Consider the following 21,970-nt stretch of genomic DNA (forward strand, 5'->3'; position numbering starts at 1 on the left):
AACTTATCTTCCCAACCACGGCTGTGGATTGACCGCCTGACCCTGGCGGCGAATTTCGAAATAGAGCGACGGACGGCCCTGACCGCCGCTGCTGCCTACGAGAGCGATCGGCTGGCCCGCCCGGACCTGAGTGCCGACGCTGACCAGCGCGCTTTGGTTATAGCCGTAAAGACTCATGTCGCCTTTGCCGTGTTCAACGACCACCACCAGGCCATAGCCCTGCAGCCAGTCGGCGAGAATAACCCGACCATCGGCAACGGCTTTGACCTCGGTGCCTTCAGACGCAGCGATAACCATCCCCTTCCAACGTAGTTCACCTTGCAGCTGTTCGCCATAGCGATGGAGAATTGAGCCGCGAACCGGCCAGAATGCCTGGCCGCGCGGTGAGCCAAGTCCGCCGGTGCGGGACATCAGCGAGCGTTCGCTTTCGGTAGGTTTGTAGGTGGTGCCTTTACGCGAGGCTTCCTGCTGGCGATCGCGCACATCCTGCGCTTCGCGGGCTTCGCGATCCGCCCGCGCTTTGGCCGCCGCCGCCGCCTGGGCGATACGGCCGCGCAGGCGTGATTCGTTAGCCCGCATCTCGCTGAGCTGCTGCTGGCCTTGCTGAATGGAGGATTCCAGGCTGGCGAGGGTCTTTTTACGTTCGTTGCGCGCCTGCTCCAGCTTGCTCTGCTGGGCGCGCTGTTCGTACACCAGGGTTTGTTGCTGGCTCTGTTTCTCTTCCAGCATCGATTTTTGCACCGCCACGTCTTCGCGGGTTTTCTTCAGCTGGGCGATGGTTTCCTGGCGCGCCTGGTTCAGATAGCCAAAGTAGGCCTGCAGGCGCTGATTACGCTGCCCCTCTTCGCCGCTGAGGATCATCTGGATGCCGGTATGCGGCCCCTGACGAAATGCGGCGTCGAGCTGCGCGGAAAGGTTACGCTCCTGCGAGGCGCGCTGACGCTCCAGCTTGGCCAGCGCGGCGTTCATTTCGTCGATCTGCTTATTCAGCTGGTTCAGCGTTTCCTGGGTTTCGCGCAGCTTGCGCGCGGCGGCGGAGATGGCCTCCTCCTGCGCTTTTAGCTGGGCGACCAGGGAAGCGCGCTGCTGCTGCTGCTGCTTAATCGCCCGCTGTTTAGCGGCGATATCGGCCTGAATGGATTTAAGCTGGTCGCGATCGTCGGCGTGAGCAGATGCGGCGCACAGCAATACGCCAGCGCTAAGCGCGCTGGCGTAAAAGACGGATCGAACTGCCGTTGCGATCCATGTAGTTGAATACGTCGCCTTTCCCCTCATGGGGAAGGATTATTCCACGATGAACAGCGGCTTGCCAGTCATCTCTTGCGGGATTTCCATTCCCATCAGCGTCAGCATGGTCGGCGCGATGTCGGAAAGTTTGCCGCCGTTGACCGCTTTGACGTTTTTATCGCCAACGTAAATCAGCGGAACCGGCAGGTTGGTGTGCGCGGTGTGCGCCTGGCCGGTGGCCGGATCGCGCATCTGCTCGGCGTTGCCGTGGTCTGCGGTGATCAGCAGCTGTCCGCCAACGGATTCAACGGCTTTGCTCACCTGGTCGATGCAGTCATCCAGCGCTTCGACCGCTTTAACGGCGGCTTCCATTACGCCGGTGTGGCCAACCATATCGCCATTCGGGTAGTTACAGATGATGGTGTCGAACTGACCGCCCTTGATGGCGGCAACCAGTTTTTCGGTCAGCTCAGCGGAGCTCATTTCCGGCTGCAGATCGTAGGTGGCGACCTTCGGTGAATTGATCAGAATGCGCTCTTCGCCTTTGAACGGCTCTTCAACGCCGCCGTTGAAGAAGAAGGTCACGTGAGCGTATTTTTCAGTTTCGGAGATGCGCAGCTGGGTTTTGTCGTTCTTCGCCATCCATTCGCCGAAGGTGTTCACCAGAGATGCCGGCGGATAAGCGCAGGCGACTTTAATGTCCGCGGCGTACTCGGTCAGCATGACGAAATCGAGGTTCACCACTTTCTTACGGGCGAAGCCGTCGAAATCGGCGTTAACGAAGGCGCGGGTAATTTCGCGCGCGCGGTCGGCGCGGAAGTTCATGAAAATCAGCGCATCGCCGTCTTCCATCGCCGCATCGGCCTGGCCTTCAGCGCGAATAACGGTCGCTTTCACGAACTCATCGTTTTCATCGCGCGCATAAGCGGCCTGCAGGCCCGCAACGGCGGTATCGGCCTGGAACTCGCCTTTTGCCAGGGTCATCAGATCGTAAGCCTGCTCAACGCGGTCCCAACGGTTGTCGCGGTCCATGGCGTAGTAGCGGCCAACGATCGAGGCGACGCGGCCTTTGCCCAGCGCGGCAAATTTGTCTTCGAATTTCGCCAGCGTCTTTTCAGCGCTGCGCGGCGGAGTATCGCGGCCGTCGAGGAAGGCGTGCAGATAGATTTTATCCGCGCCGCGTTCGGCTGCCAGCTCAACCATCGCCATGATGTGGTCTTCGTGGCTGTGGACGCCGCCCGGAGACATCAGGCCCATGATATGCACGGCTTTGCCTGCGGCAACGGCTTTATCGACCGCGCCGGTCAGTACCGGGTTGGCGAAGAAGGTACGTTCTTTGATTTCAACGTCCAGGCGGGTGAGATCCTGATACACGATACGGCCCGCGCCGAGGTTGACGTGGCCCACTTCGGAGTTGCCCATTTGACGATCCGGCAGACCGACTTCCAGGCCTGAAGCATCAATCAGGGTATGCGGACGTTTCGCCCACAGTGCGTCCATAACAGGGGTTTTGGCGCTGTAAATAGCGTTATCCTGCTGGTCTTCACGGTAGCCATAGCCATCCAGAATCACCAGTACCATAGGTTTTTTAGAAACCGACATTGCGACAACCTCATGCTCAAAGACAGAAAATTTGCGTAATTTTACTACAGCTGAATCGATCAAATCACCGTAAAAGATCAAAGAAAGAGGGCGGCCAGAGCGCATTGCCGCGGCGAGAGCGGTTTTTTTTCGTGACGGGCCGCAGAAAATACATTACATCGCGCTCACTGGCTGTATTTGCCGCAATGCACAGGTATACTCCTTCCCTGGTTTTTTTATCACTTAGTCGGGAGTTGTAACCCCCCATGCAAGAAATTATGCAATTCATCAGCCGTCACCCCGTCCTGAGCATCGCGTGGGTCGCGCTGCTGGTGGCGGTGCTGTTCACCACCTTTAAAGGGCTGATGTCGAAAGTTAAAGTCATCACCCGCGGTGAAGCGACGCGCCTGATCAACAAAGAAGATGCCGTGGTTGTCGACCTGCGTCAGCGTGACGATTACCGTAAAGGCCACATTGCGGGTTCTATTAACCTGCTGCCGAGCGATATCAAAGCAAATAACGTCGGCGAGTTGGAAAAGCACAAAGCACAACCCATTATAGTGGTAGACGGCTCAGGTATGCAGGCGCAAGAACCCGCCAGCGCGCTGAACAAAGCCGGTTTTGAAAAGGTCTTCGTACTGAAAGAAGGCATCGCTGGCTGGAGCGGCGAGAACCTTCCGCTGGTACGCGGTAAATAATTTACCCGCGTCTTTATGGCGTAGCGCGGTTTTCCCTGCGGCGGCTATTCGTCAGCGGGAAAACAACGCCTGCGGCGTAAAACTCTCGGGGGTAAAAACAGGAGTGAAGTCATGGCCAATATTGATATCTATACCAAAGCGACCTGCCCGTTCTGCGTACGTGCAAAAGCGCTGCTGAACAGCAAGGGCGTGACGTTCAACGAGTTGCCTATCGATGGCGATGCTGCGAAGCGTGAAGAGATGATTCAGCGCAGCGGTCGAACGACGGTTCCGCAGATTTTTATTGATGCGCAGCACATTGGCGGCTGTGACGACTTGTACGCGCTTGATTCACGTGGTGGACTCGATCCCCTCCTGCGCTAATTTTTGCGCTCATCCCCATTGGACGGGCGTACTTAAGGACAACACGAAAGGGTTTTACTATGTCAGAACAAAACAGCACCGAAATGACTTTCCAGATTCAGCGCATCTACACCAAAGATATTTCTTTTGAAGCGCCGAACGCGCCGCAAGTTTTCCAGAAAGATTGGCAGCCGGAAGTTAAACTTGATCTGGATACCGCTTCCAGCCAGCTGGCTGAAGGCGTGTATGAAGTGGTGCTGCGCGTGACCGTAACCGCCTCTCTGGGCGAAGAAACCGCATTCCTGTGCGAAGTACAGCAGGGCGGTATTTTCTCCATCGAAGGCATCGACGGCACCCAGATGGCGCACTGCCTCGGCGCATACTGCCCGAACATTCTGTTCCCGTACGCGCGTGAGTGCATCACCAGCCTGGTTTCCCGCGGCACCTTCCCGCAACTGAACCTTGCGCCAGTGAACTTCGATGCGCTGTTTATGAACTATCTGCAGCAGCAGGCTGGCGAAGGTGCTGAACAACATCAGGATGCCTGATGAACGCGCTTAACGCTGCAATGACTGTGATCGGTGCCGGCTCTTACGGCACCGCTCTTGCCATCACCCTGGCAAGAAATGGCCACCACGTTGTGCTGTGGGGCCATGACCCGAAACATATTGCGACGCTGCAGCACGACCGCTGCAACGCCGCATTTCTTCCTGACGTTCCTTTCCCCGACACGCTGCATCTGGAAAGCGATCTGGCGACCGCGCTGGCGGCCAGCCGCGATATCCTCGTCGTCGTGCCGAGCCACGTTTTCGGCCAGGTGCTGCGGCAGATTAAACCGCTGATGCGCCCCGACGCTCGCCTGGTATGGGCGACGAAAGGTCTGGAAGCGGAAACCGGGCGCCTGCTGCAGGACGTGGCCCGTGAAGCGCTGGGCGACGCTATCCCCCTGGCGGTGATTTCCGGCCCGACCTTCGCGAAAGAGCTGGCGGCAGGCCTGCCGACGGCGATCTCGCTGGCGTCGACGGATCCGCAGTTCGCTGACGATTTGCAAAGCCTGCTGCACTGCGGCAAGAGCTTCCGCGTCTATATCAACCCGGACTTTATCGGCGTGCAGCTCGGCGGGGCGGTGAAAAACGTCATCGCTATCGGCGCCGGCATGTCTGACGGCATCGGCTTTGGCGCCAACGCGCGTACCGCGCTGATTACCCGCGGGCTGGTTGAGATGTCGCGCCTCGGGGAGGCCCTGGGCGCCGATCCGGAGACCTTTATGGGGATGGCGGGCTTAGGCGATCTGGTGCTCACCTGCACCGATAACCAGTCGCGTAACCGCCGCTTCGGCATGATGCTCGGTCAGGGCATGGATGTGCAAAGCGCGCAGGAGAAGATTGGCCAGGTGGTTGAAGGCTATCGCAATACCAAAGAGGTTCGCGTTCTGGCGCAGCGTTTAGGCGTCGAAATGCCAATAACCGAGGAAATTTATCAGGTATTGTATTGCGGAAAAATTGCGCGCGAGGCAGCATTGACCTTATTAGGTCGTGCACGCAAGGACGAGCGTAGCAACTAACTGCGATGGAACCTGGATCACCTGAATGACCCGGCCAGCAAAGAACTGGCCGGTCATTATTATATCGTCTGGAGTCAGCAATGCCGTGTGAAGAACTGGATATCGTCTGGAATAATATTAAAGCCGAAGCTCGGGCTTTAGCTGACTGTGAGCCAATGCTCGCCAGTTTTTACCACGCCACGCTACTCAAGCACGAAAATCTCGGCAGCGCCCTGAGCTATATGCTGGCGAATAAACTGGCTTCTCCGATCATGCCCGCCATCGCGATTCGTGAAGTGGTGGAAGAGGCCTACGCCGCCGACCCGGAAATGATCGCCTCCGCCGCCTGCGATATTCAGGCGGTGCGAACGCGCGACCCGGCGGTGGATAAATACTCCACCCCGCTGCTCTATCTGAAAGGATTCCACGCGCTGCAGGCCTATCGTATCGGCCACTGGCTGTGGAATCAGGGGCGTCGGGCGCTGGCGATCTTCCTGCAAAATCAGGTTTCCGTATCGTTCCAGGTGGATATCCACCCGGCGGCGAAGATTGGTCGCGGGATCATGCTGGACCACGCCACCGGCATCGTCGTCGGCGAAACGGCGGTGATTGAAGACGACGTATCGATTCTGCAATCCGTGACCCTGGGCGGTACCGGTAAAACCAGCGGCGATCGTCATCCGAAAATTCGCGAAGGGGTGATGATTGGCGCCGGGGCGAAAATCCTCGGCAATATCGAAGTCGGACGCGGGGCAAAAATCGGCGCGGGTTCGGTGGTGCTACAGCCGGTGCCGCCGCATACTACCGCCGCAGGCGTTCCCGCCCGCATTGTGGGCAAGCCGGAGAGCGATAAACCCGCGATGGATATGGATCAGCACTTTAACGGCATACACCATACCTTCGAGTACGGCGACGGTATTTGATTGATTTCCCGGAGGCGATGCTGCGCATCTGTCCGGGCTACAAAACCGAGCGCTGTCTGGTAGCCCGGACAGGCGCTACGCGCCGCCTCCGGGAGAAAGCGAGCTCAGCTGCGCAGCACCGCGCCGGGATAGCCCAGCTGGCGCCAGGCTTCATAGACCACCACCGACACCGCATTTGACAGGTTCATGCTGCGGCTGTCCGGCATCATCGGAATACGGATTTTTTGTTCTGCCGGCAGAGCATCAAGAATGCTGCCCGGCAGTCCGCGGGTTTCCGGGCCAAACAGCAGAAAATCGCCGTCCTGATAGCTTACCGCGCTGTGCGCCGGCGTCCCTTTGGTCGTCAGGGCGAACAGGCGCTGCGGCTTTGCGCTTTCAATAAAGGCGGCGTAATCACCATGGCGCTGGACGGCGGCAAACTCGTGGTAATCCAGACCTGCGCGGCGAAGACGCTTATCGTCCCAGGCAAAACCCATGGGTTCGATAATATGCAGATTGAAGCCGGTGTTGGCGCACAGGCGGATGATATTCCCGGTATTTGGCGGGATTTCTGGTTCGAATAAGACGATGTTAAGCATGCTGCCCCCTTAATTGCGGGGGCAGAATAGCAGATATTTGGTTAACCCTCACCCTGCTCCTCTCCCGGAAAGAGAGCGGGAGAAAACCGGCGCCGCCCTGTGAGCCGGATGGCCTGATGAGGACGTTAACCCGCCTGCCGGACGGTTCCCTCTCCCTGTGGGTGAGGGTCAGGGATAACCGCCGCGTTTCCCGCTTTGATCGCATCAAAGGTCCGCAGCGCATCGGCGTTCTGGACTAAAGATTCACGGCTGATTTCGCCGATGGTTTTCGCGCCGGTCAGCGTCATCGCCACCTTCATCTCTTTCTCGATCAGGTTCAGCAGATTGGCGACGCCCTGTTTGCCGTGGGTGGCCAGCGCATACAGATAAGCCCGGCCCAGCAGCACGCTATCGGCGCCGAGGGCAATCATCCGCACCACATCAAGGCCGTTGCGAATACCGCTGTCGGCAAGAATTGTGATATCGCCTTTAACCGCGTCGGCAATCGCGGGCAGAGCGCGAGCGGAAGAGAGCACGCCGTCGAGCTGGCGGCCGCCGTGGTTGGAAACCACGATCCCGTCAGCGCCGAAGCGCACCGCATCGCGGGCGTCTTCCGGATCGAGGATCCCCTTGATCACCATCGGACCGTCCCAAAAGTCGCGGATCCACTCAAGGTCTTTCCAGGAAATCGAAGGATCGAAGTTATTCGCCAGCCAGCCGATATAATCCTCCAGACCGGTCGGCTTGCCGAGGTAGGCGGAGATGTTGCCCAAATCGTGCGGACGGCCGTTTAACCCGACGTCCCATGCCCACTGCGGATGGGTCACCGCCTGCCAGTAGCGGCGCATTGCCGCGTTCGGGCCGCTCATCCCGGAGTGAGCATCGCGATAGCGCGCGCCGGGGGTCGGCATATCGACGGTAAAGACCAGCGTTGAACAGCCCGCCGCCTTCGCCCGCTCCAGCGCATTGCGCATAAAACCGCGGTCGCGCAGAACGTACAGCTGGAACCACATCGGGCGCTTAATGGTCGGGGCGACCTCTTCAATCGGGCAGACGGAAACGGTAGAGAGGGTAAACGGAATACCTTTTTCATCCGCCGCGCCGGCGGCCTGCACTTCACCGCGGCGGGCGTACATCCCGCACAGCCCCACCGGCGCCAGCGCCGTTGGCATCGCCAGCTTTTCGTTGAATAAGGTGGTTTCCAGGCTCAGGTCCGACATATTGCGTAGAATGCGCTGGCGGAGCGCGACGTCGGACAGGTCCTCAACGTTGCGGCGCAGGGTGTGCTCGGCGTAAGCGCCGCCGTCGATATAGTGGAACAGGAACGGTGGCAGGATACGCTGTGCGGCGGCGCGGTAGTCGCTGGCGGCGGAAATAATCATCACAAGTTCTCCCTGGAATTTTCGTTATGGTCACCGGGCAGGCGGGTAATTCGCGCCTGGCGGGCCTGGTCTTCATCAAAGCGTTTGATGGTGGCGTGAACAAAGCCCAAATGGGCCATCATCGCCTGTCTGGCACCTTCCGGGTCACCGGCGATAATCGCCTCCATGACCGCCTGGTGCTGTTCGGTCAGGCGAGCGAAGACCGGCGGGACGAGATACATCCGCTGGCGGCTCTCCTTGACTGAGGACTGTAAAAGGTCAAAAAAACCGCGCATGGTTTGCAGCAGCACCACGTTGTGCGACGCTTCGGCGATCGCCAGATGGAAGCGGACATCGGCCTGCGAGGCCAGGTCAGGGTCTTCGCTTTGGGTGGCTTCAAAGCAGAGGCGGATTTTCTCTTTTTCGGCATCGGTTGCCCGCATCGCCGCATGCCAGGCGGTACTGGCTTCGATGGCGTGACGGGCTTCGAGAATATCAAAGCTGTAATCGGGATCGTCGGAGAGCAGCGTCTTCAGCGGTTGAACGATGTTTTGCTCCGACCACGCTTCGTGCTGCCAGCGCACGAAGGTGCCGCCGCCGCGACGGCTGAGCAGCACCCCTTCGTTGACCAGCATCGCCAGCGCTTCGCGCAGCGAATTGCGCGATACGCCCAGCTGCGCCGCCAGCTGACGTTCGGCGGGCAATCGCATGCCCGCCTCCAGCTTTTGTTCTTCAATCAGCGCCCGCACACGACGGGCGACGTCGTCGGCAAGGCGTTTTGGCATCACTATCACGGGATCATCCAGGTTAAGACATACGCCTGCAGCGTGGTGATAACACCGACCATACAGGTGAAAATCAGGCTGTGTTTGACGGTAAAACGGAACAGATCGGACTCCTTACCTACCAGACCGACCGCCGCACAGGCGATGGCGATAGACTGCGGAGAGATCATTTTCCCGGTCACGCCGCCGGTGGTGTTCGCTGCGACCAGCAGGATATCGGAGACGCCAATCTGCTGGGCCGCCGTAGCCTGCAGCGCGGCAAAGAGCGCGTTAGACGAGGTATCCGAACCGGTCAGAAATACCCCCAGCCAGCCGAGGAACGGCGAGAAGAAGGTAAATGCATGACCGGTGTGCGCCAGCGCAAGCGCCAGCGTTGAGGATAGACCGGAATAGTTGGAAATAAAGGCGAACGCCAGCACCATGCCGATGGAGTAAATCGGCAGCGCCAGCTCTTTCAGCGTGCTGCCAAAGGTCGAGATCGCGTCTTTTGGCTTCATGCGCAGCCAGACGATGGAAAGCAGCGCGGCGAACAGGATGGCGGTGCCGGTGGCGGAGAGCCAGTCAAACTTATAGACCGCGGCGTACGGCGTGGCTTCGCTAACCACCGGCGGCATGCGGGCCACCATTTTGTCGAGGAACGGCACGGAAATATTAATCACAAAATCGTACATCGCGCCGCCGGGGGCGAAGAGCGCTTTGAACGGCGGCACGCTCCACAGGGTCACCGTCGCGGTCAGAAACAGGAACGGCGACCAGGCGCGAATCACCTGTCCCGGCGTGTAATGCGTGCGGGCCAGGTTCATATCGACCTGCGATGCGCCCATATCGCCGAAGCGGAAGATGCGTACCGGCTGCCAGCGTTTGAGGAACAGCGTCAGACAGACCAGCGATACCAGCGAAGAGATAATGTCCGGCAGCTCCGGGCCGAGGAAGTTAGAGCTGAGGTACTGAGCGATAGCAAAGGAGCCGCCGGCGACCATGACCGCAGGCCAGGTCTCTTTAATGCCGCGCCAGCCGTCCATAATCGCCATGATCCAGAACAGGACGATGATGGTCAGGAACGGCAGCTGACGGCCAACCATCTGGCCGATTTCGAAGCTGTCGAGGCCCGTCACCTGTCCGGCGACCAGAATCGGAATGCCCATCGCGCCAAACGCGACCGGCGCGGTGTTAACGATCAGACACAGGCCCGCCGCATACAGCGGGTTAAAGCCGAGCCCCACCAGCAGCGCTGCGGTGATGGCGACCGGTGCGCCAAAACCGGCGGCCCCTTCGAGGAACGCGCCGAAGGAGAAACCGACAATCAGCATTTGCAGACGCTGGTCCGGGGTGATCGACAAAATCGATGAGCGGATAATGTCGAACTGCCCGGTTTTCACCGAGATTTTATAGACGAAGACCGCAGCGATAATAATCCACGCGATTGGCCACAGGCCGTAGAAGAAGCCGTAGATGACGGAGGCCAGCGCGTGGTCAACCGGCATTTTGTAGAACAGCAGAGCGACGGAGAGCGCAATGAGCACGGTCCAGGTCGCGGCAACGTACCCTTTCAGCTTGAGCTTTATCAGGGCAAAAAAGAAAAACAGAATCGGTAGCGATGCGATAAGACTCGATAGCCAGATGTTGCCGGCCGGATCGTAATTTTGTTGCCAGAGGTTCATGCAGGTCTCCATCGGGCCGTTATGATGCCGTGCTGAGTCTTGCGCTCTTAGCAGGTCACATCATTTGTAAAACTGGCCCAGCCAAATTGCGATTGTAGGATTAACGACAACGAATGGTTAATCAAATGTTATTGATGAGCAATATGTCTGTGACGAAAAATGATGGATATGTGAACCATTGGACGATTTAAGAAAACATTGGTAGGGCCAATTAGTGGGGAATGACGTTTGAAACAGAGCCTGTCCCGGAGGCGATGCTGCGCATCTGTCCGGGCTACCGGCCCGCAGACGGCGGTGAACCCGTAGCCCCGGTAAGGCGTTAGCCGCGACCGGGGAGCAGAGTGCAGAGTAGCTGAATTTCCCGGAGGCGATGCTGCGCATCTGTCCGGGCTACCGGTCCGCAGACGGCGGTGAACCCGTAGCCCCGGTAAGGCGTTAGCCGCGACCGGGGAGCAGAGCGCAGAGTAGCTGAATTTCCCGGAGGCGATGCTGCGCGTCTGTCCGGGCTACCCTCTCGCAGAGGGCTGTGAACCCGTAGCCCGGCTAAGCGTAGCGCGAGCCGGGAGATTCACGGGATGAAGATATCAGAACGCGGTTTTTGAGAAGCCGGTCATCTCTTTGAGGCCCATTTCGCGGCCCAGCGCGGTCATCGGGTGGACAACAACCAGACCGCGTACGCTTTTCTTGAGCTTACCCATATCGGCCTGCTCTTTTTTGGTGATGGCGCGGCGATGCGGCATGCTCATCAGCTTTTGCGCTTCTTTGCTCAGCTTCTGGCCCTGAACCTCACGCAGGCGAACGAGTTCCGTCTCAATGGTGGCTTTCTCTTTTTCCAGCTCGGCGTATTTTTCTGCGGCGTCGACCAGGGACAGGTCGGCCTGCTGGTGATGGATAGCGTCAAGACGATCGCTCAGACGTTTAATTTCGTTTTTTTCGACTTCTTTCATGGTGGCTTAATCTATTAAGAAAGGGGCGTTATCAGACTATAGTATGTGCTGTCGCTTGGGTTGTGGGTAGTTATTTATCAAAACGTCGCCGTTTTTTGCTCATAACAACCGCAGCGGCATATTATAACTTATTGAATATAAAAATCATTTTAACCCAGAGTTGGCGAATATTCATTTCTGTGAAGCCTGACGGCCATTCAGCACGTTTTCCTCATCTGAAACCCTGTTTTTGGCTAATCCTTAATAGGATCATTCCCCCAAAAGAGGAGAGCGTGATGGCGAAAATAGGCGACAGCGTACCGCGCATTATTGATAAAGCCGTAGATTTTATGGCTTCAAGTCAGGCTTTTATGGAATATCTAAAAAAATCTCCGCGTTTGCAGCATATACCGCCGGATATCCCGGCAGATAAAGAAGCGCTATTTCTGCGGCGTCTTGAGTATTATCGTCAGCTTTATCGGCCGACGTGCGACCAGCAAGAGCCAGAATCAGAGCGTTGATTTTTGAAAGGCTTTTTTTAAGCTGATTTTAGAAATCAGCTCGGTCAGAGATAGCATCATTGTGGAACGTACGACCTGCTGGTAGCGCAGCTTTTGCATTGCCAGCAGTTCAGCATCGCTCTCATCAAATTGCGGCGTGGGCGGCAGGGCGGCGACGCAGTGCAGCTCGCCAAACGGTCCGAGGATCTCATCGTCGGTAAAGCTATACTCATTACCGTCGTGATTCAGCTCTTCGCGCAGGGCCATCAGCAGTTCAGCGTCTTCATATTCGGCGCGGCTAATCACCCCAAGGCCGTAAATCAGCTTCAGGCGTACAGAAAGGTCGCCAAGCGGCCCGTCGCCGTCCAGCAACGGCTCCACTGCGTATTTCACCGCGTAGTCGTCTTTACGGAATACCTGAAGCACCAGAATATTGACCGCTTCCGTCAGCAGTTCAACGGTGGCGATCAGGAAGCTTCTTACGGTTTTGCCAGCATTCAGACGTTCAAGCACACGGTTTTCAAATGCCTGTGTTTCTTCCATTATTGCCTGCATATCTGACATGAGTAATGGGCGCGGTTCGGACCGCGCCAGGTCTTGCCTCATTTGGTGGCGTTATAGTCGTTAACGGCTTCCGCCACCACCTCGCTTGCTGCGTCCAGACCCGAAATCTGCGCCAGCGCGGCCTGTGGGCCTTTCTCGGCAATCAGCGCCGCCAGTTCCTGCGCCTGCGGGTCTTCTTCGCTGCGGAAGTGCATGGCAGCGGCGATCCCTTTCACCAGATTGCGGTGCGGCAGGCCGTATTCCAGCGTACCGAGCAGCGGCTTAATTAAGCGGTCGCCCGCGCTCAGTTTGCGCAGCGGCTGGCGGCCAACGCGCTCAACGTCATCCTTCAGATACGGGTTCTCAAAACGACCGATAATTTTCTGGATGTAAGCGGCGTGCTTTTGCGCATCAAAGACATAGCGTTTGATCAGCACCGCGCCGCTCTCTTCCATGGCGCCTTTGACCACGGCGCGAATGTGCTCATCAAGAATCGCGTCGCGAATCGTCTGATGACCCGCCAGTTTTCCGAGGTAGGCGGTTATAGCATGTCCGGTGTTTAAGGTGAATAGCTTACGTTCGACAAATGCCATCAGGTTATCGGTTAATTCCATACCTGGGATGTTCGGCAGTTCGCCTTTGAACTGGGTCTTATCGACAATCCACTCGCTGAAGGTTTCCACGGTGACTTCCAGCGGATCGTGAGTGGCGGAAGCCGACGGCGGAACGATGCGGTCAACGGCGGAATCAACGAAGCCGACGTTGGCTTCAACCCAGGCTTTGTCTTCTTCGGCGAGGGCGTTAAAAACGTGACCCTTCAGCTGGGTGGTGCCGCGGACCATGTTCTCGCAGGCGATGATATTCAGCGGGGCGGTAATCCCCTGCGCCTTACGTTTGGCCAGGCCTTTGGCAATCGCCGGGGCGATGCGTTCCAGCACGACCGGGCCGACGGCGGTGGTCACCAGATCCACGCTGGCAATCAGCTCTACAACTTCGTCGCCGATGCTGCTGACGGCGTCAACGCCGGAAACGGTATCGACCTGCTCATTCTCGCCGACCACGTGAACCTGGTAGCTATGACGGGCATTCAGGGCATCGAGCACGACCTGATTTACATCCGCAAACGTCAGCTGTATCCCCGCGTCCGCCAGCAGTTTGCCGATAAAGCCACGACCGATATTACCTGCGCCAAAATGTAATGCTTTCATAGTATTAACCTTCAATTAATGTTTTTACCTGAGAGGGCTGGGGTCAGGCGTTTCCCTCACCCCAACCCTCTCTCCCCACGCGTAAGGAGAGAGGGGGCGTTGCCCGGCGTACCGCCGGGTGACGGATTACGCTTTCAGCAGCGTCAGAACTTCTTCAACGCTGGTGGTTTTTGCCAGACGCTCAATGACCGATTCATCGTCCAGCGCGTTGGTCAGGCTGGTAATCACCTGGATATGCTCGTTATTACGCGCGGCAATACCGATAACCAGGCGAGCCACCTCGTCCTCTTCTTCGCCGAAGCGTACGCCTTCCGGGTACTGGCAGAAGACGATGCCGGTTTTCAGAACGCGATCTTTGGCTTCGATAGTGCCGTGCGGGACCGCGATGGACTCACCCAGATAGGTGGAGGTCAGCTTTTCACGGTCCAGCATCGCCTGGACGTATTCCGGCTCAACGTAGCCGCCTTTCACCAGCTGCTCGCCGGCAAACAGAATCGCTTCTTCTTTGGTCGCCGCTTTACGACCGAGGAAGATGTTTTCCGCGCCGAGTTTGAACAGATTGGTGTCAGACGCATCGAAGCTGTCTTTCAGGCTGTCGCGGACTTTCTCTTCGTTATCCGTGTGGCGCTGCGCCGAAACCAGACGTTCGGTCAGGCTGGTGTACAGGCCGCTGTCGAGGAAGTTGGTCAGCGAAATATGCTGTGCCTGCGGCACCTGACGCATCGCACGCTCGGTCAGGTCGCGGTGGGTGATGACCAGGTCAACATCCGGCGGCAGGTTGTTGATCGCACTGTTAGTCACGGAGATGTTGCTCAGCCCGGCATCCTGCACTTTTTTACGCAGCACGCCTGCGCCCATCGCGCTGGAGCCCATACCGGCGTCGCAGGCGACGATGATTTTACGCACGTGGCTCAGGTCGTTCGCGACATCGCCAGCGGCCAGCGGCGTGGCGCCGCCTTTGGACTGCGCTTTCATATCCTGCATGCGACGGGTCGCGGCTTCGATATCATCTTCTTCTTTAACTTTGCTGGTTTTCAGCAGCACGGCTGCGACCACAAAGGAGACGGCCATCGCCGCAATAATCGCCGCGATGTTAGCAAAGTAAGCGCCTTTCGGCGTCATCGCCAGCACGGCGAGGATAGAACCCGGAGAAGCCGGAGAGACCAGCCCGCCGTTGAGGATAGTCAGGGTGAATACGCCGGTCATCCCGCCGAGGATAACGGCCAGAATCAGACGCGGGTTCATCAGCACGTACGGGAAGTAAATCTCGTGAATACCGCCGAGGAAGTGGATGATTGCCGCACCGCCTGCAGACTGTTTCGCGCTGCCGCGGCCGAAGAACATATACGCCAGCAGGACGCCCATCCCCGGACCCGGGTTAGCTTCAATCAGGAAGAAGATGGATTTGCCCAGCTCGTGGGATTGCTGAATACCCAGCGGCGAGAAAATACCGTGGTTAATGGCGTTGTTGAGGAACAGGATTTTCGCCGGTTCAACAAAGATAGAGGCCAGCGGCAGCATCTCGTGCGCCACCATGAAGTTAACGCCTGCGGCCAGAATTTTCGACAGGACTTCAACCGCCGGGCCAATGCCGAGGAACGCCAGAATGGCGAGGATCATACCGATGATGCCCGCGGAGAAGTTATTCACCAGCATCTCAAAACCGGATTTGATCTTACCGTCTACCCAGACGTCGAATTTTTTAATTGCCCAGCCGCCCAGCGGACCGGCGATCATGGAGCCGAGGAACATCGGCATATCCGCGCCGACGATAACGCCCATGGTGGTAATCGCGCCGACCACGCCGCCGCGCTCGCCGCCAACCAGCTTACCGCCGGTATAACCGATCAGCAGCGGCAGCAGATAGGTGATCATCGGACCGACCAGCTTCGCCAGCGTTTCGTTCGGTAACCATCCTGTCGGAATGAATAGTGCGGTGATAATACCCCACGCGATAAACGCGCCGATATTTGGCATCACCATATTGCTGAGGAAACGACCAAAGCTTTGCACTTTGATCTTGATATCGGATGACATAAAACACCCCTTCTTCTGTTTTTGCTATCGGCAGGCTGAAAGCCCGAGGCTTGTTGTTAATAAGGCGGCAGAGGTAGCCGGGCCCTGAGTGATAGTGCGAAATCTGGCACTGAATCGTTAAGCTGTCCAGTCGGTGGATTTTTATGTGATTTGGATCACATGAATATAGGGCGATGATGGTCTTTTGTAGTGATCTGCATCACAAAATTGATGTGTAAAAAAACAACAGACCGGGTTTTAAGGGGGGATAATGCATTTTTATGTGATTAAAATCACAAATTTACTTTGACGTTTTGTTATTTGTTTGTGATGTTCATCACAAAATATTTTCACCTGGATTTAGCTCGGTGTGATCTCGCGCAGGTTATGCCGCGTTCCGCTTGCTGATACGTCACTCAGCAACGCAATCGCTTAAAGAACATTTTAGTCGTCAATGGCGAAAATGATACGGGTGAATTATGCTCATTTTGTCGGCCCTTTTTTTCATCCGGCCCGGCACACATCCTGAAAATAATTAGCGTAAATCCGAGGAAATTATGTTTCTCAATTATTTTGCGCTCGGCGTTCTGATCTTTGTATTTCTGGTGATTTTTTATGGAATCATCATTCTCCATGATATTCCTTACCTGATCGCGAAGAAACGTAATCACCCGCATGCCGATGCGATTCACGTCGCGGGCTGGGTGAGCCTTTTTACGCTGCACGTCATTTGGCCGTTTTTATGGATCTGGGCCACGCTTTACCGGCCAGAACGCGGCTGGGGCATGCAGCATCGGCGGGACGAGACGCCGTCTGAGGCGGCGGAAGAGGGGGACGACATCAGCGAACTGCGCCAGCGGGTTATCGCGCTCGAGCAGCAAATAACCGGTCTCAGACCGTCAGCTCAACCTCCTTCGGTGGAGAAATAACTCATGGATCTGCTGATTATTTTGACCTATGTGGCGATTGCCTGGTCGATATTTAAAATATTTAAGATCCCGGTAAATAAATGGACGGTTCCCACCGCGGCGCTGGGCGGCGTATTTATTGTTAGCGCGCTTATCTTATTAATGAACTACAACCATCCGTATACCTTTACCGCGCAAAAAGCGGTTATTTCTATTCCTATTACGCCGCAGGTTACCGGGGTGGTCAGCAGCGTCACTGATAAAGCAAATCAACGAGTTAAAAAGGGCGAGGTGCTGTTTACCATCGATCCGGTGCGTTATCAGGCGCGGGTGGACCGGCTACAGGCCGACCTTGTTACCGCGCTGCACAGTATCAATACCCTTAAAGCCCAGCTTTCTGAGGCTCAGGCCAACACCACGCGCGTTTCGGCGGAGCGCGACCGTCTGTATAAGGATTATCAGCGCTACCTGAAAGGAAGCCAGGCGCGGGTCAATCCGTTTTCGGAAAGCGATATCGATAATGCCCGGCAAAACTACCTCGCCCAGGATGCGATGGTGAAAGGATCGGTGGCGGAGCAGGCGCAAATTCAGAGCCAGCTCGACAGCATGATAAACGGCGAACAGTCGCAGGTGGTAAGCCTGCGCGCGCAGCTGGCGGAGGCGAAATATAACCTCGATCAGACGACCGTGCGCGCGCCCAGCGATGGTTATATCACCCAGGTGTTAATTCGTCCTGGGACCTATGCCGCCTCGCTGCCGCTGCGTCCGGTGATGGTCTTTATCCCCCAGCAAAAACGGCTGATTGTGGCGCAGTTCCGGCAAAATTCGCTGCTCAGGCTGGAGAAGGGCGACGATGCTGAAGCGGTGTTCAATGCGCTGCCGGGACAGGTCTTTCGCGGCAAGCTGGTGAGCATCCTGCCAGTCGTACCGGGGGGAACATACCAGGCGCAGGGCACGCTGCAGGCGCTGACGGTGACGCCGGGCACCGACGGCGTGCTGGCGACCATTGAGCTGGAGCCCGATGCCGCCGTAGACGCCCTGCCTGACGGCATTTACGCCCAGGTGGCGGTCTACTCCGATCATTTCACCCACGTTTCGGTGATGCGCAAGGTGCTGCTGCGGATGACCAGCTGGATGCACTATCTTTATCTGGACCATTAGCGGGGTCGGTCCGGCATGAGGTGATTTCTCTCTCTGCTATTTGCCTGCGCCTGCGCCATACTTACTACTTTGTTGGCGAAAGGAGCAGGCAATGAAACTGATCGGCAGCTACACCAGTCCCTTTGTGCGCAAAATTTCCGTCATACTGCTGGAAAAAGCGATTCCCTTCGAGTTCGTCAACGAATTCCCGTACCACGAGACCAACGGCGTGGCGCAGTACAATCCGCTGGGAAAAGTCCCCGCGCTGGTCACCGACGACGGTGAATGCTGGTACGACTCGCCCATTATTGCGCAATATCTGGAGCTGCTCGGCATCGCGCCGGATATGCTGCCTGCGGCGCCGAAGGCTGCGCTGAAATTGCGTCAAATTGAAGCGCTGGCTGATGGCGTGATGGAGGCTGCGCAAACGCTGGTACGGGAGAAAACGCGCCCGGCGGCCCAGCAGTCGGAAAGCGAACTGCTGCGCCAGCGTGAAAAAATTGCGCGCGGGCTTGATGCGCTGGAAGGGTATGCCAGTGACGGGACATTACGTCCTGATGAGGTTAATCTGGCAACCATTTCCGCAGCCTGCGCCATTGCTTATCTCAATTTCCGCCGCGTCGCGCCGGGCTGGTGCGCCACCCGACCGAAGCTGGTGCGCCTGGTGGATTCCCTCTTTCAGCGCGCCAGCTTTGCGCGCACTGAACCGCCGGTGAGTTGACCCAGACAGGTAACAGTTTTTGCGCGGAGGCATTACAATTGCTGCTCATTTGTTGACTCCCTCTCCCGTCGGGAGGGGGGAAAATAGGTTCATTCATGACTAGCGAAATTCGTGCGCTTTATACCCGGCTTCCGGCCATCGACCGTTTACTCCGCGACCCCGCATTTTCACCGCTGTTGATGCAATACGGTCACGCCCAGACGGTGGCGCAGCTGCGTCAGATGCTGGACGAGGCGCGGGAATACATCCGCCTGAACCAGACGCTGCCGGACTGGTGCGAAGCGTGGCTAATGGAGACCTCGCGTCGTTTGACGCAGCGACAGCAGAGCGCGCTGCGCCCGGTGTTCAACCTGACCGGTACCGTGCTGCACACCAACCTTGGGCGGGCGATTCAGGCGGAAGCGGCGGTAGAGGCGGTGACCCAGGCGATGCGCGCGCCGGTGACGCTGGAATACGATCTTGACGATGCCGGACGCGGCCACCGCGATCGCGCGCTGGCCGACCTGCTTTGCCAGATCACCGGCGCGGAAGACGCCTGTATCGTCAACAATAACGCGGCGGCGGTGCTGCTGATGCTGGCGGCAACCGCCGGCGGCAGTGAGGTGGTGGTGTCGCGCGGCGAGCTGGTGGAGATCGGCGGCGCGTTTCGTATTCCCGACGTGATGCGCCAGGCGGGCTGCGTTCTGCATGAAGTCGGGACCACTAACCGCACCCACGCGAAAGATTATCGTCAGGCGGTGAATGACAATACCGGCCTGCTGATGAAGGTGCACACCAGCAACTACAGTATTGAGGGCTTTACTAAAGCGGTCGATGAAGCGGCGCTGGCGGAGATTGGCCGCGAACTCAATATCCCGGTGGTGGCCGATCTCGGCAGCGGCTCGCTGGTGGATTTAAGCCAGTACGGCCTGCCGAAAGAGCCGATGCCGCAGGAGATGATTGCCGCCGGCGTCAGCCTGGTAAGCTTCTCCGGCGATAAACTGCTGGGCGGCCCGCAGGCGGGAATTATCGTCGGTAAAAAAGCGCTGATCGCGCGTTTGCAGAGCCATCCGCTTAAGCGCGCCCTGCGGGCGGATAAAATGACCCTCGCGGCGCTGGAGGCCACGTTGCGCCTCTATCTGCATCCGGAAAAGCTGGCCGCTGAACTGCCGACCCTGCGTCTGCTGACTCGCCAGGCGGACAAGATCCGCCTGCAGGGCGAGCGCATGCGGGCCGCGCTGGCTGCACATTATGCTGATTTTGACCTGCGGGTCGAGCCATGCCTGTCGCAGATCGGCAGCGGCTCGCTGCCGGTGGACCGCTTGCCCAGCGCGGCGTTGACGTTGACTCCGCGCGATGGGCGCGGCAGTCGGCTGGAAGCTCTGGCGGCACGGTGGCGTCAGTTGCCCGTGCCGGTTATTGGCAGGATCTACGATGGCCGCCTGTGGCTGGACCTGCGCTGTCTTGAGGATGAATCCCGGTTTATGGAGATGTTATTGAGATGATTATTGCCACCGCCGGACACGTTGACCACGGCAAAACCACGCTGCTGCAGGCGATTACCGGTATCAACGCCGATCGCCTGCCGGAAGAGAAAGCGCGCGGGATGACTATCGACCTCGGCTACGCCTACTGGCCGCAGCCCGACGGGCGGGTGCTGGGTTTTATCGACGTTCCCGGCCACGAAAAGTTTTTGTCCAATATGCTGGCCGGCGTCGGCGGTATCGATCACGCGCTGCTGGTGGTGGCCTGCGATGATGGCGTGATGGCGCAAACCCGCGAACATCTGGCGATCCTCCAGCTTACCGGGCAGCCAACGCTAACCGTGGCGCTGACCAAAGCGGACCGCGTAGAAGCGGCGCGGATTGAGGAGGTGGAGGCGGAAATCGACGCGGTGCTGGCGGAGTTCGGCTTTACCGGCGCGACCCTGTTTGCCGTCGCGGCGACGGAAGGACGGGGCATCGCCGAGCTGCGCGAGCATCTCCTGCAGCTCTCCGCGCGCGCGCACCCGCAGCATCAGCGCTTTCGCCTGGCCATCGACCGGGCATTTACCGTCAAAGGCGCGGGGCTGGTGGTTACCGGGACCGCGTTATCCGGCGAGGTCAACGTTGGCGATACGCTGTGGCTGACCGGCGTGGATAAACCGATGCGCGTGCGCGGTTTGCACGCGCAGAATCAGCCGGTTGAGCAGGCCTGGGCCGGCCAGCGCATTGCCCTGAATATTGCCGGCGATGCGCAAAAAGAGGAGCTCAACCGCGGCGACTGGCTGCTGGCGGTACCGCCGCCGGAAGCCTCTGAGCGGGTCATCGTTGAACTGCAGTGCCATACGCCGCTTAGCCAGTGGCAGCCGCTGCATATCCACCACGCCGCCAGCCATATTACCGGCCGCGTGTCGCTGCTCGAAGGCGCGCTGGCGGAGCTGGTTCTCGATACGCCGCTGCGGCTGGCGGATAACGACCGTCTGGTGCTGCGCGATATTTCCGCGCGCCTGACGCTGGCCGGTGCGCGAGTGGTGACCCTCAATCCGCCGCGCCGGGGCAAGCGTAAGCCGGAGTATTTACAGTGGCTGCACGCGCTGGCCGCCGCGCAGGGCGATGACGTCCAGGCGCTGGATATTCACCTTCAGCGCGATGCGGTGCGCCTCGATGATTTCGCCTGGGCGCGTCAGCTCAGCCGCGATGGCCTCAACGCGCTGATTCACCGCCCTGACTATCTGCAGGCGGGAAATAGCCTGCTGAGCGCCCCGCTCGCCGCGCGCTGGCAGCGGAAGCTGCTCGATGCCCTGGCGCGCTATCACGATCAGCATCGCGATGAGCCAGGACCGGGCCGCGAACGCCTGCGGCGTATTGCGCTGCCGATGGAAGATGAAGCGCTGGTGCTGCTGTTGATTGAGCAGATGCGCGAAAGCGGCATTGTTCACAGCCACCACGGCTGGCTGCATCTGCCGGAGCATAAAGCGGGCTTTACCGACGAGCAGCAGGCCATCTGGCAGCGGGTTGCCGGGCTGTTTGCCGATGAGCCATGGTGGGTACGCGATCTGGCGCGTGAAGCCAACGTAGAAGAGTCGTTAATGCGGGCGGTATTACGCCAGGCGGCGCAGCAGGGGATGATTACCGCGATCGTGAAAGATCGCTACTATCGCAACGATCGGATTGTGGCGTTTGCCAAAATGATCCGCGATTTGGATCTGGAAAGGGGCTCAACCTGCGCGGCGGATTTCCGCGATACGCTGAACGTCGGGCGCAAGCTGGCGATTCAGATCCTCGAATATTTCGACCGCATCGGTTTTACCCGCCGTCGCGGCAACGATCATATTCTGCGCGATAAGGCATTGTTCCTTTAGCATAAGCA

The 21,970-nt window shown here is 58.2% G+C and carries 21 protein-coding genes; 11 read left to right on the forward strand and 10 right to left on the reverse strand.

Annotation, left to right across the window (positions count from 1 at the left end; all coding sequences use genetic code 11):
* Positions 1-3: 3 nt before the first annotated feature.
* Positions 4-1,275, reverse strand: coding sequence for a murein hydrolase activator EnvC (envC, locus tag FQK12_RS18315; RefSeq protein ID WP_025107808.1), 1,272 nt, complete (start codon positions 1,273-1,275; stop codon positions 4-6).
* Between the two features lie 9 nt (positions 1,276-1,284).
* On the reverse strand, positions 1,285-2,829 hold the full coding sequence (gpmM, locus tag FQK12_RS18320; protein WP_014227235.1) for a 2,3-bisphosphoglycerate-independent phosphoglycerate mutase: 1,545 nt from the start codon (positions 2,827-2,829) through the stop codon (positions 1,285-1,287).
* 245 nt (positions 2,830-3,074) lie between these two features.
* Here gpmM and FQK12_RS18325 point away from each other — a divergent pair, with 245 nt between their 5' ends.
* The 5 genes from FQK12_RS18325 to cysE all read left to right on the forward strand — a co-directional run bounded on the left by FQK12_RS18325 (position 3,075) and on the right by cysE (position 6,314).
* Entirely contained in the window at positions 3,075-3,506 is a 432-nt protein-coding gene (locus FQK12_RS18325) for a rhodanese-like domain-containing protein (RefSeq protein ID WP_014227234.1), read from the forward strand.
* A gap of 111 nt (positions 3,507-3,617) precedes the next feature.
* Positions 3,618-3,869: a glutaredoxin 3 gene (gene grxC, locus FQK12_RS18330; protein ID WP_004106850.1), complete on the forward strand. Its 252-nt coding sequence runs from the start codon at positions 3,618-3,620 to the stop codon at positions 3,867-3,869.
* Positions 3,870-3,928: 59 nt separating this feature from the next.
* Positions 3,929-4,396, forward strand: coding sequence for a protein-export chaperone SecB (secB, locus tag FQK12_RS18335; protein ID WP_004106849.1), 468 nt, complete (start codon positions 3,929-3,931; stop codon positions 4,394-4,396).
* Positions 4,396-5,412 (forward strand): NAD(P)H-dependent glycerol-3-phosphate dehydrogenase, encoded by a 1,017-nt coding sequence (gene gpsA / locus FQK12_RS18340; RefSeq protein WP_004855462.1) that lies wholly within the window; start codon positions 4,396-4,398, stop codon positions 5,410-5,412. The genes secB and gpsA overlap by 1 nt, the downstream gene beginning before the upstream one ends.
* Before the next feature lie 80 nt (positions 5,413-5,492).
* The gene (gene cysE / locus FQK12_RS18345; protein ID WP_004106845.1) at positions 5,493-6,314 is read left to right on the forward strand and encodes a serine O-acetyltransferase; all 822 of its coding nucleotides are present in this window, start codon (positions 5,493-5,495) and stop codon (positions 6,312-6,314) included.
* A gap of 104 nt (positions 6,315-6,418) precedes the next feature.
* On the opposite strand, the gene trmL is transcribed toward cysE, so the two are convergent.
* The 5 genes from trmL to FQK12_RS18370 all read right to left on the reverse strand — a co-directional run bounded on the left by trmL (position 6,419) and on the right by FQK12_RS18370 (position 11,625).
* Positions 6,419-6,892 (reverse strand): tRNA (uridine(34)/cytosine(34)/5-carboxymethylaminomethyluridine(34)-2'-O)-methyltransferase TrmL, encoded by a 474-nt coding sequence (gene trmL / locus FQK12_RS18350; RefSeq protein WP_014227233.1) that lies wholly within the window; start codon positions 6,890-6,892, stop codon positions 6,419-6,421.
* Between the two features lie 125 nt (positions 6,893-7,017).
* Positions 7,018-8,253: an FMN-dependent L-lactate dehydrogenase LldD gene (gene lldD / locus FQK12_RS18355; RefSeq protein WP_014227232.1), complete on the reverse strand. Its 1,236-nt coding sequence runs from the start codon at positions 8,251-8,253 to the stop codon at positions 7,018-7,020.
* The gene (gene lldR / locus FQK12_RS18360; protein ID WP_014227231.1) at positions 8,253-9,026 is read right to left on the reverse strand and encodes a transcriptional regulator LldR; all 774 of its coding nucleotides are present in this window, start codon (positions 9,024-9,026) and stop codon (positions 8,253-8,255) included. The genes lldD and lldR overlap by 1 nt, the downstream gene beginning before the upstream one ends.
* The gene (lldP, locus tag FQK12_RS18365) at positions 9,023-10,678 is read right to left on the reverse strand and encodes an L-lactate permease (protein ID WP_014227230.1); all 1,656 of its coding nucleotides are present in this window, start codon (positions 10,676-10,678) and stop codon (positions 9,023-9,025) included. Before lldP ends, lldR begins: the two co-directional genes overlap by 4 nt.
* Before the next feature lie 584 nt (positions 10,679-11,262).
* The gene (locus FQK12_RS18370) at positions 11,263-11,625 is read right to left on the reverse strand and encodes a YibL family ribosome-associated protein (RefSeq protein ID WP_014227229.1); all 363 of its coding nucleotides are present in this window, start codon (positions 11,623-11,625) and stop codon (positions 11,263-11,265) included.
* Between the two features lie 275 nt (positions 11,626-11,900).
* Between FQK12_RS18370 and FQK12_RS18375 the strand changes: the two genes are divergently transcribed.
* Positions 11,901-12,125, forward strand: coding sequence for a hypothetical protein (locus FQK12_RS18375; protein WP_004855451.1), 225 nt, complete (start codon positions 11,901-11,903; stop codon positions 12,123-12,125).
* Here the strand turns inward: FQK12_RS18375 and mtlR are convergent.
* From mtlR to mtlA, 3 genes are all read right to left on the reverse strand, one after another.
* A complete protein-coding gene (gene mtlR / locus FQK12_RS18380; RefSeq protein ID WP_014227228.1) occupies positions 12,114-12,710 on the reverse strand; it encodes a mannitol operon repressor MtlR in 597 nt (198 codons plus the stop codon). The two genes, FQK12_RS18375 and mtlR, sit on opposite strands and share 12 nt — an antisense overlap.
* Positions 12,707-13,855 carry a mannitol-1-phosphate 5-dehydrogenase gene (mtlD, locus tag FQK12_RS18385; RefSeq protein ID WP_014227227.1) on the reverse strand — a complete coding sequence of 383 codons (1,149 nt, stop codon included), beginning with the start codon at positions 13,853-13,855 and terminating at the stop codon, positions 12,707-12,709. The genes mtlR and mtlD overlap by 4 nt, the downstream gene beginning before the upstream one ends.
* A 126-nt stretch (positions 13,856-13,981) precedes the next feature.
* The gene (gene mtlA / locus FQK12_RS18390; protein WP_004855446.1) at positions 13,982-15,892 is read right to left on the reverse strand and encodes a PTS mannitol transporter subunit IICBA; all 1,911 of its coding nucleotides are present in this window, start codon (positions 15,890-15,892) and stop codon (positions 13,982-13,984) included.
* Positions 15,893-16,428: 536 nt separating this feature from the next.
* Here mtlA and FQK12_RS18395 point away from each other — a divergent pair.
* The 5 genes from FQK12_RS18395 (at position 16,429) to selB (ending at position 21,962) form a co-directional block, all read left to right on the forward strand.
* Positions 16,429-16,800 carry a DUF3302 domain-containing protein gene (locus FQK12_RS18395; RefSeq protein ID WP_004855444.1) on the forward strand — a complete coding sequence of 124 codons (372 nt, stop codon included), beginning with the start codon at positions 16,429-16,431 and terminating at the stop codon, positions 16,798-16,800.
* 3 nt (positions 16,801-16,803) lie between these two features.
* The gene (locus FQK12_RS18400) at positions 16,804-17,940 is read left to right on the forward strand and encodes an HlyD family secretion protein (protein WP_004855442.1); all 1,137 of its coding nucleotides are present in this window, start codon (positions 16,804-16,806) and stop codon (positions 17,938-17,940) included.
* A 91-nt stretch (positions 17,941-18,031) separates the two neighbouring features.
* Complete coding sequence (locus FQK12_RS18405) at positions 18,032-18,640, forward strand: glutathione S-transferase (protein ID WP_014227226.1); 609 nt, start codon at positions 18,032-18,034, stop codon at positions 18,638-18,640.
* A gap of 95 nt (positions 18,641-18,735) precedes the next feature.
* Entirely contained in the window at positions 18,736-20,124 is a 1,389-nt protein-coding gene (gene selA, locus FQK12_RS18410; protein ID WP_014227225.1) for an L-seryl-tRNA(Sec) selenium transferase, read from the forward strand.
* The gene (selB, locus tag FQK12_RS18415; RefSeq protein WP_014227224.1) at positions 20,121-21,962 is read left to right on the forward strand and encodes a selenocysteine-specific translation elongation factor; all 1,842 of its coding nucleotides are present in this window, start codon (positions 20,121-20,123) and stop codon (positions 21,960-21,962) included. The genes selA and selB overlap by 4 nt, the downstream gene beginning before the upstream one ends.
* Positions 21,963-21,970 lie beyond the last annotated feature (8 nt).

This window comes from Klebsiella sp. ME-303, assembly GCF_007910085.1.
In the GTDB taxonomy this organism is placed as follows: Bacteria; Pseudomonadota; Gammaproteobacteria; order Enterobacterales; family Enterobacteriaceae; genus Klebsiella; species Klebsiella michiganensis.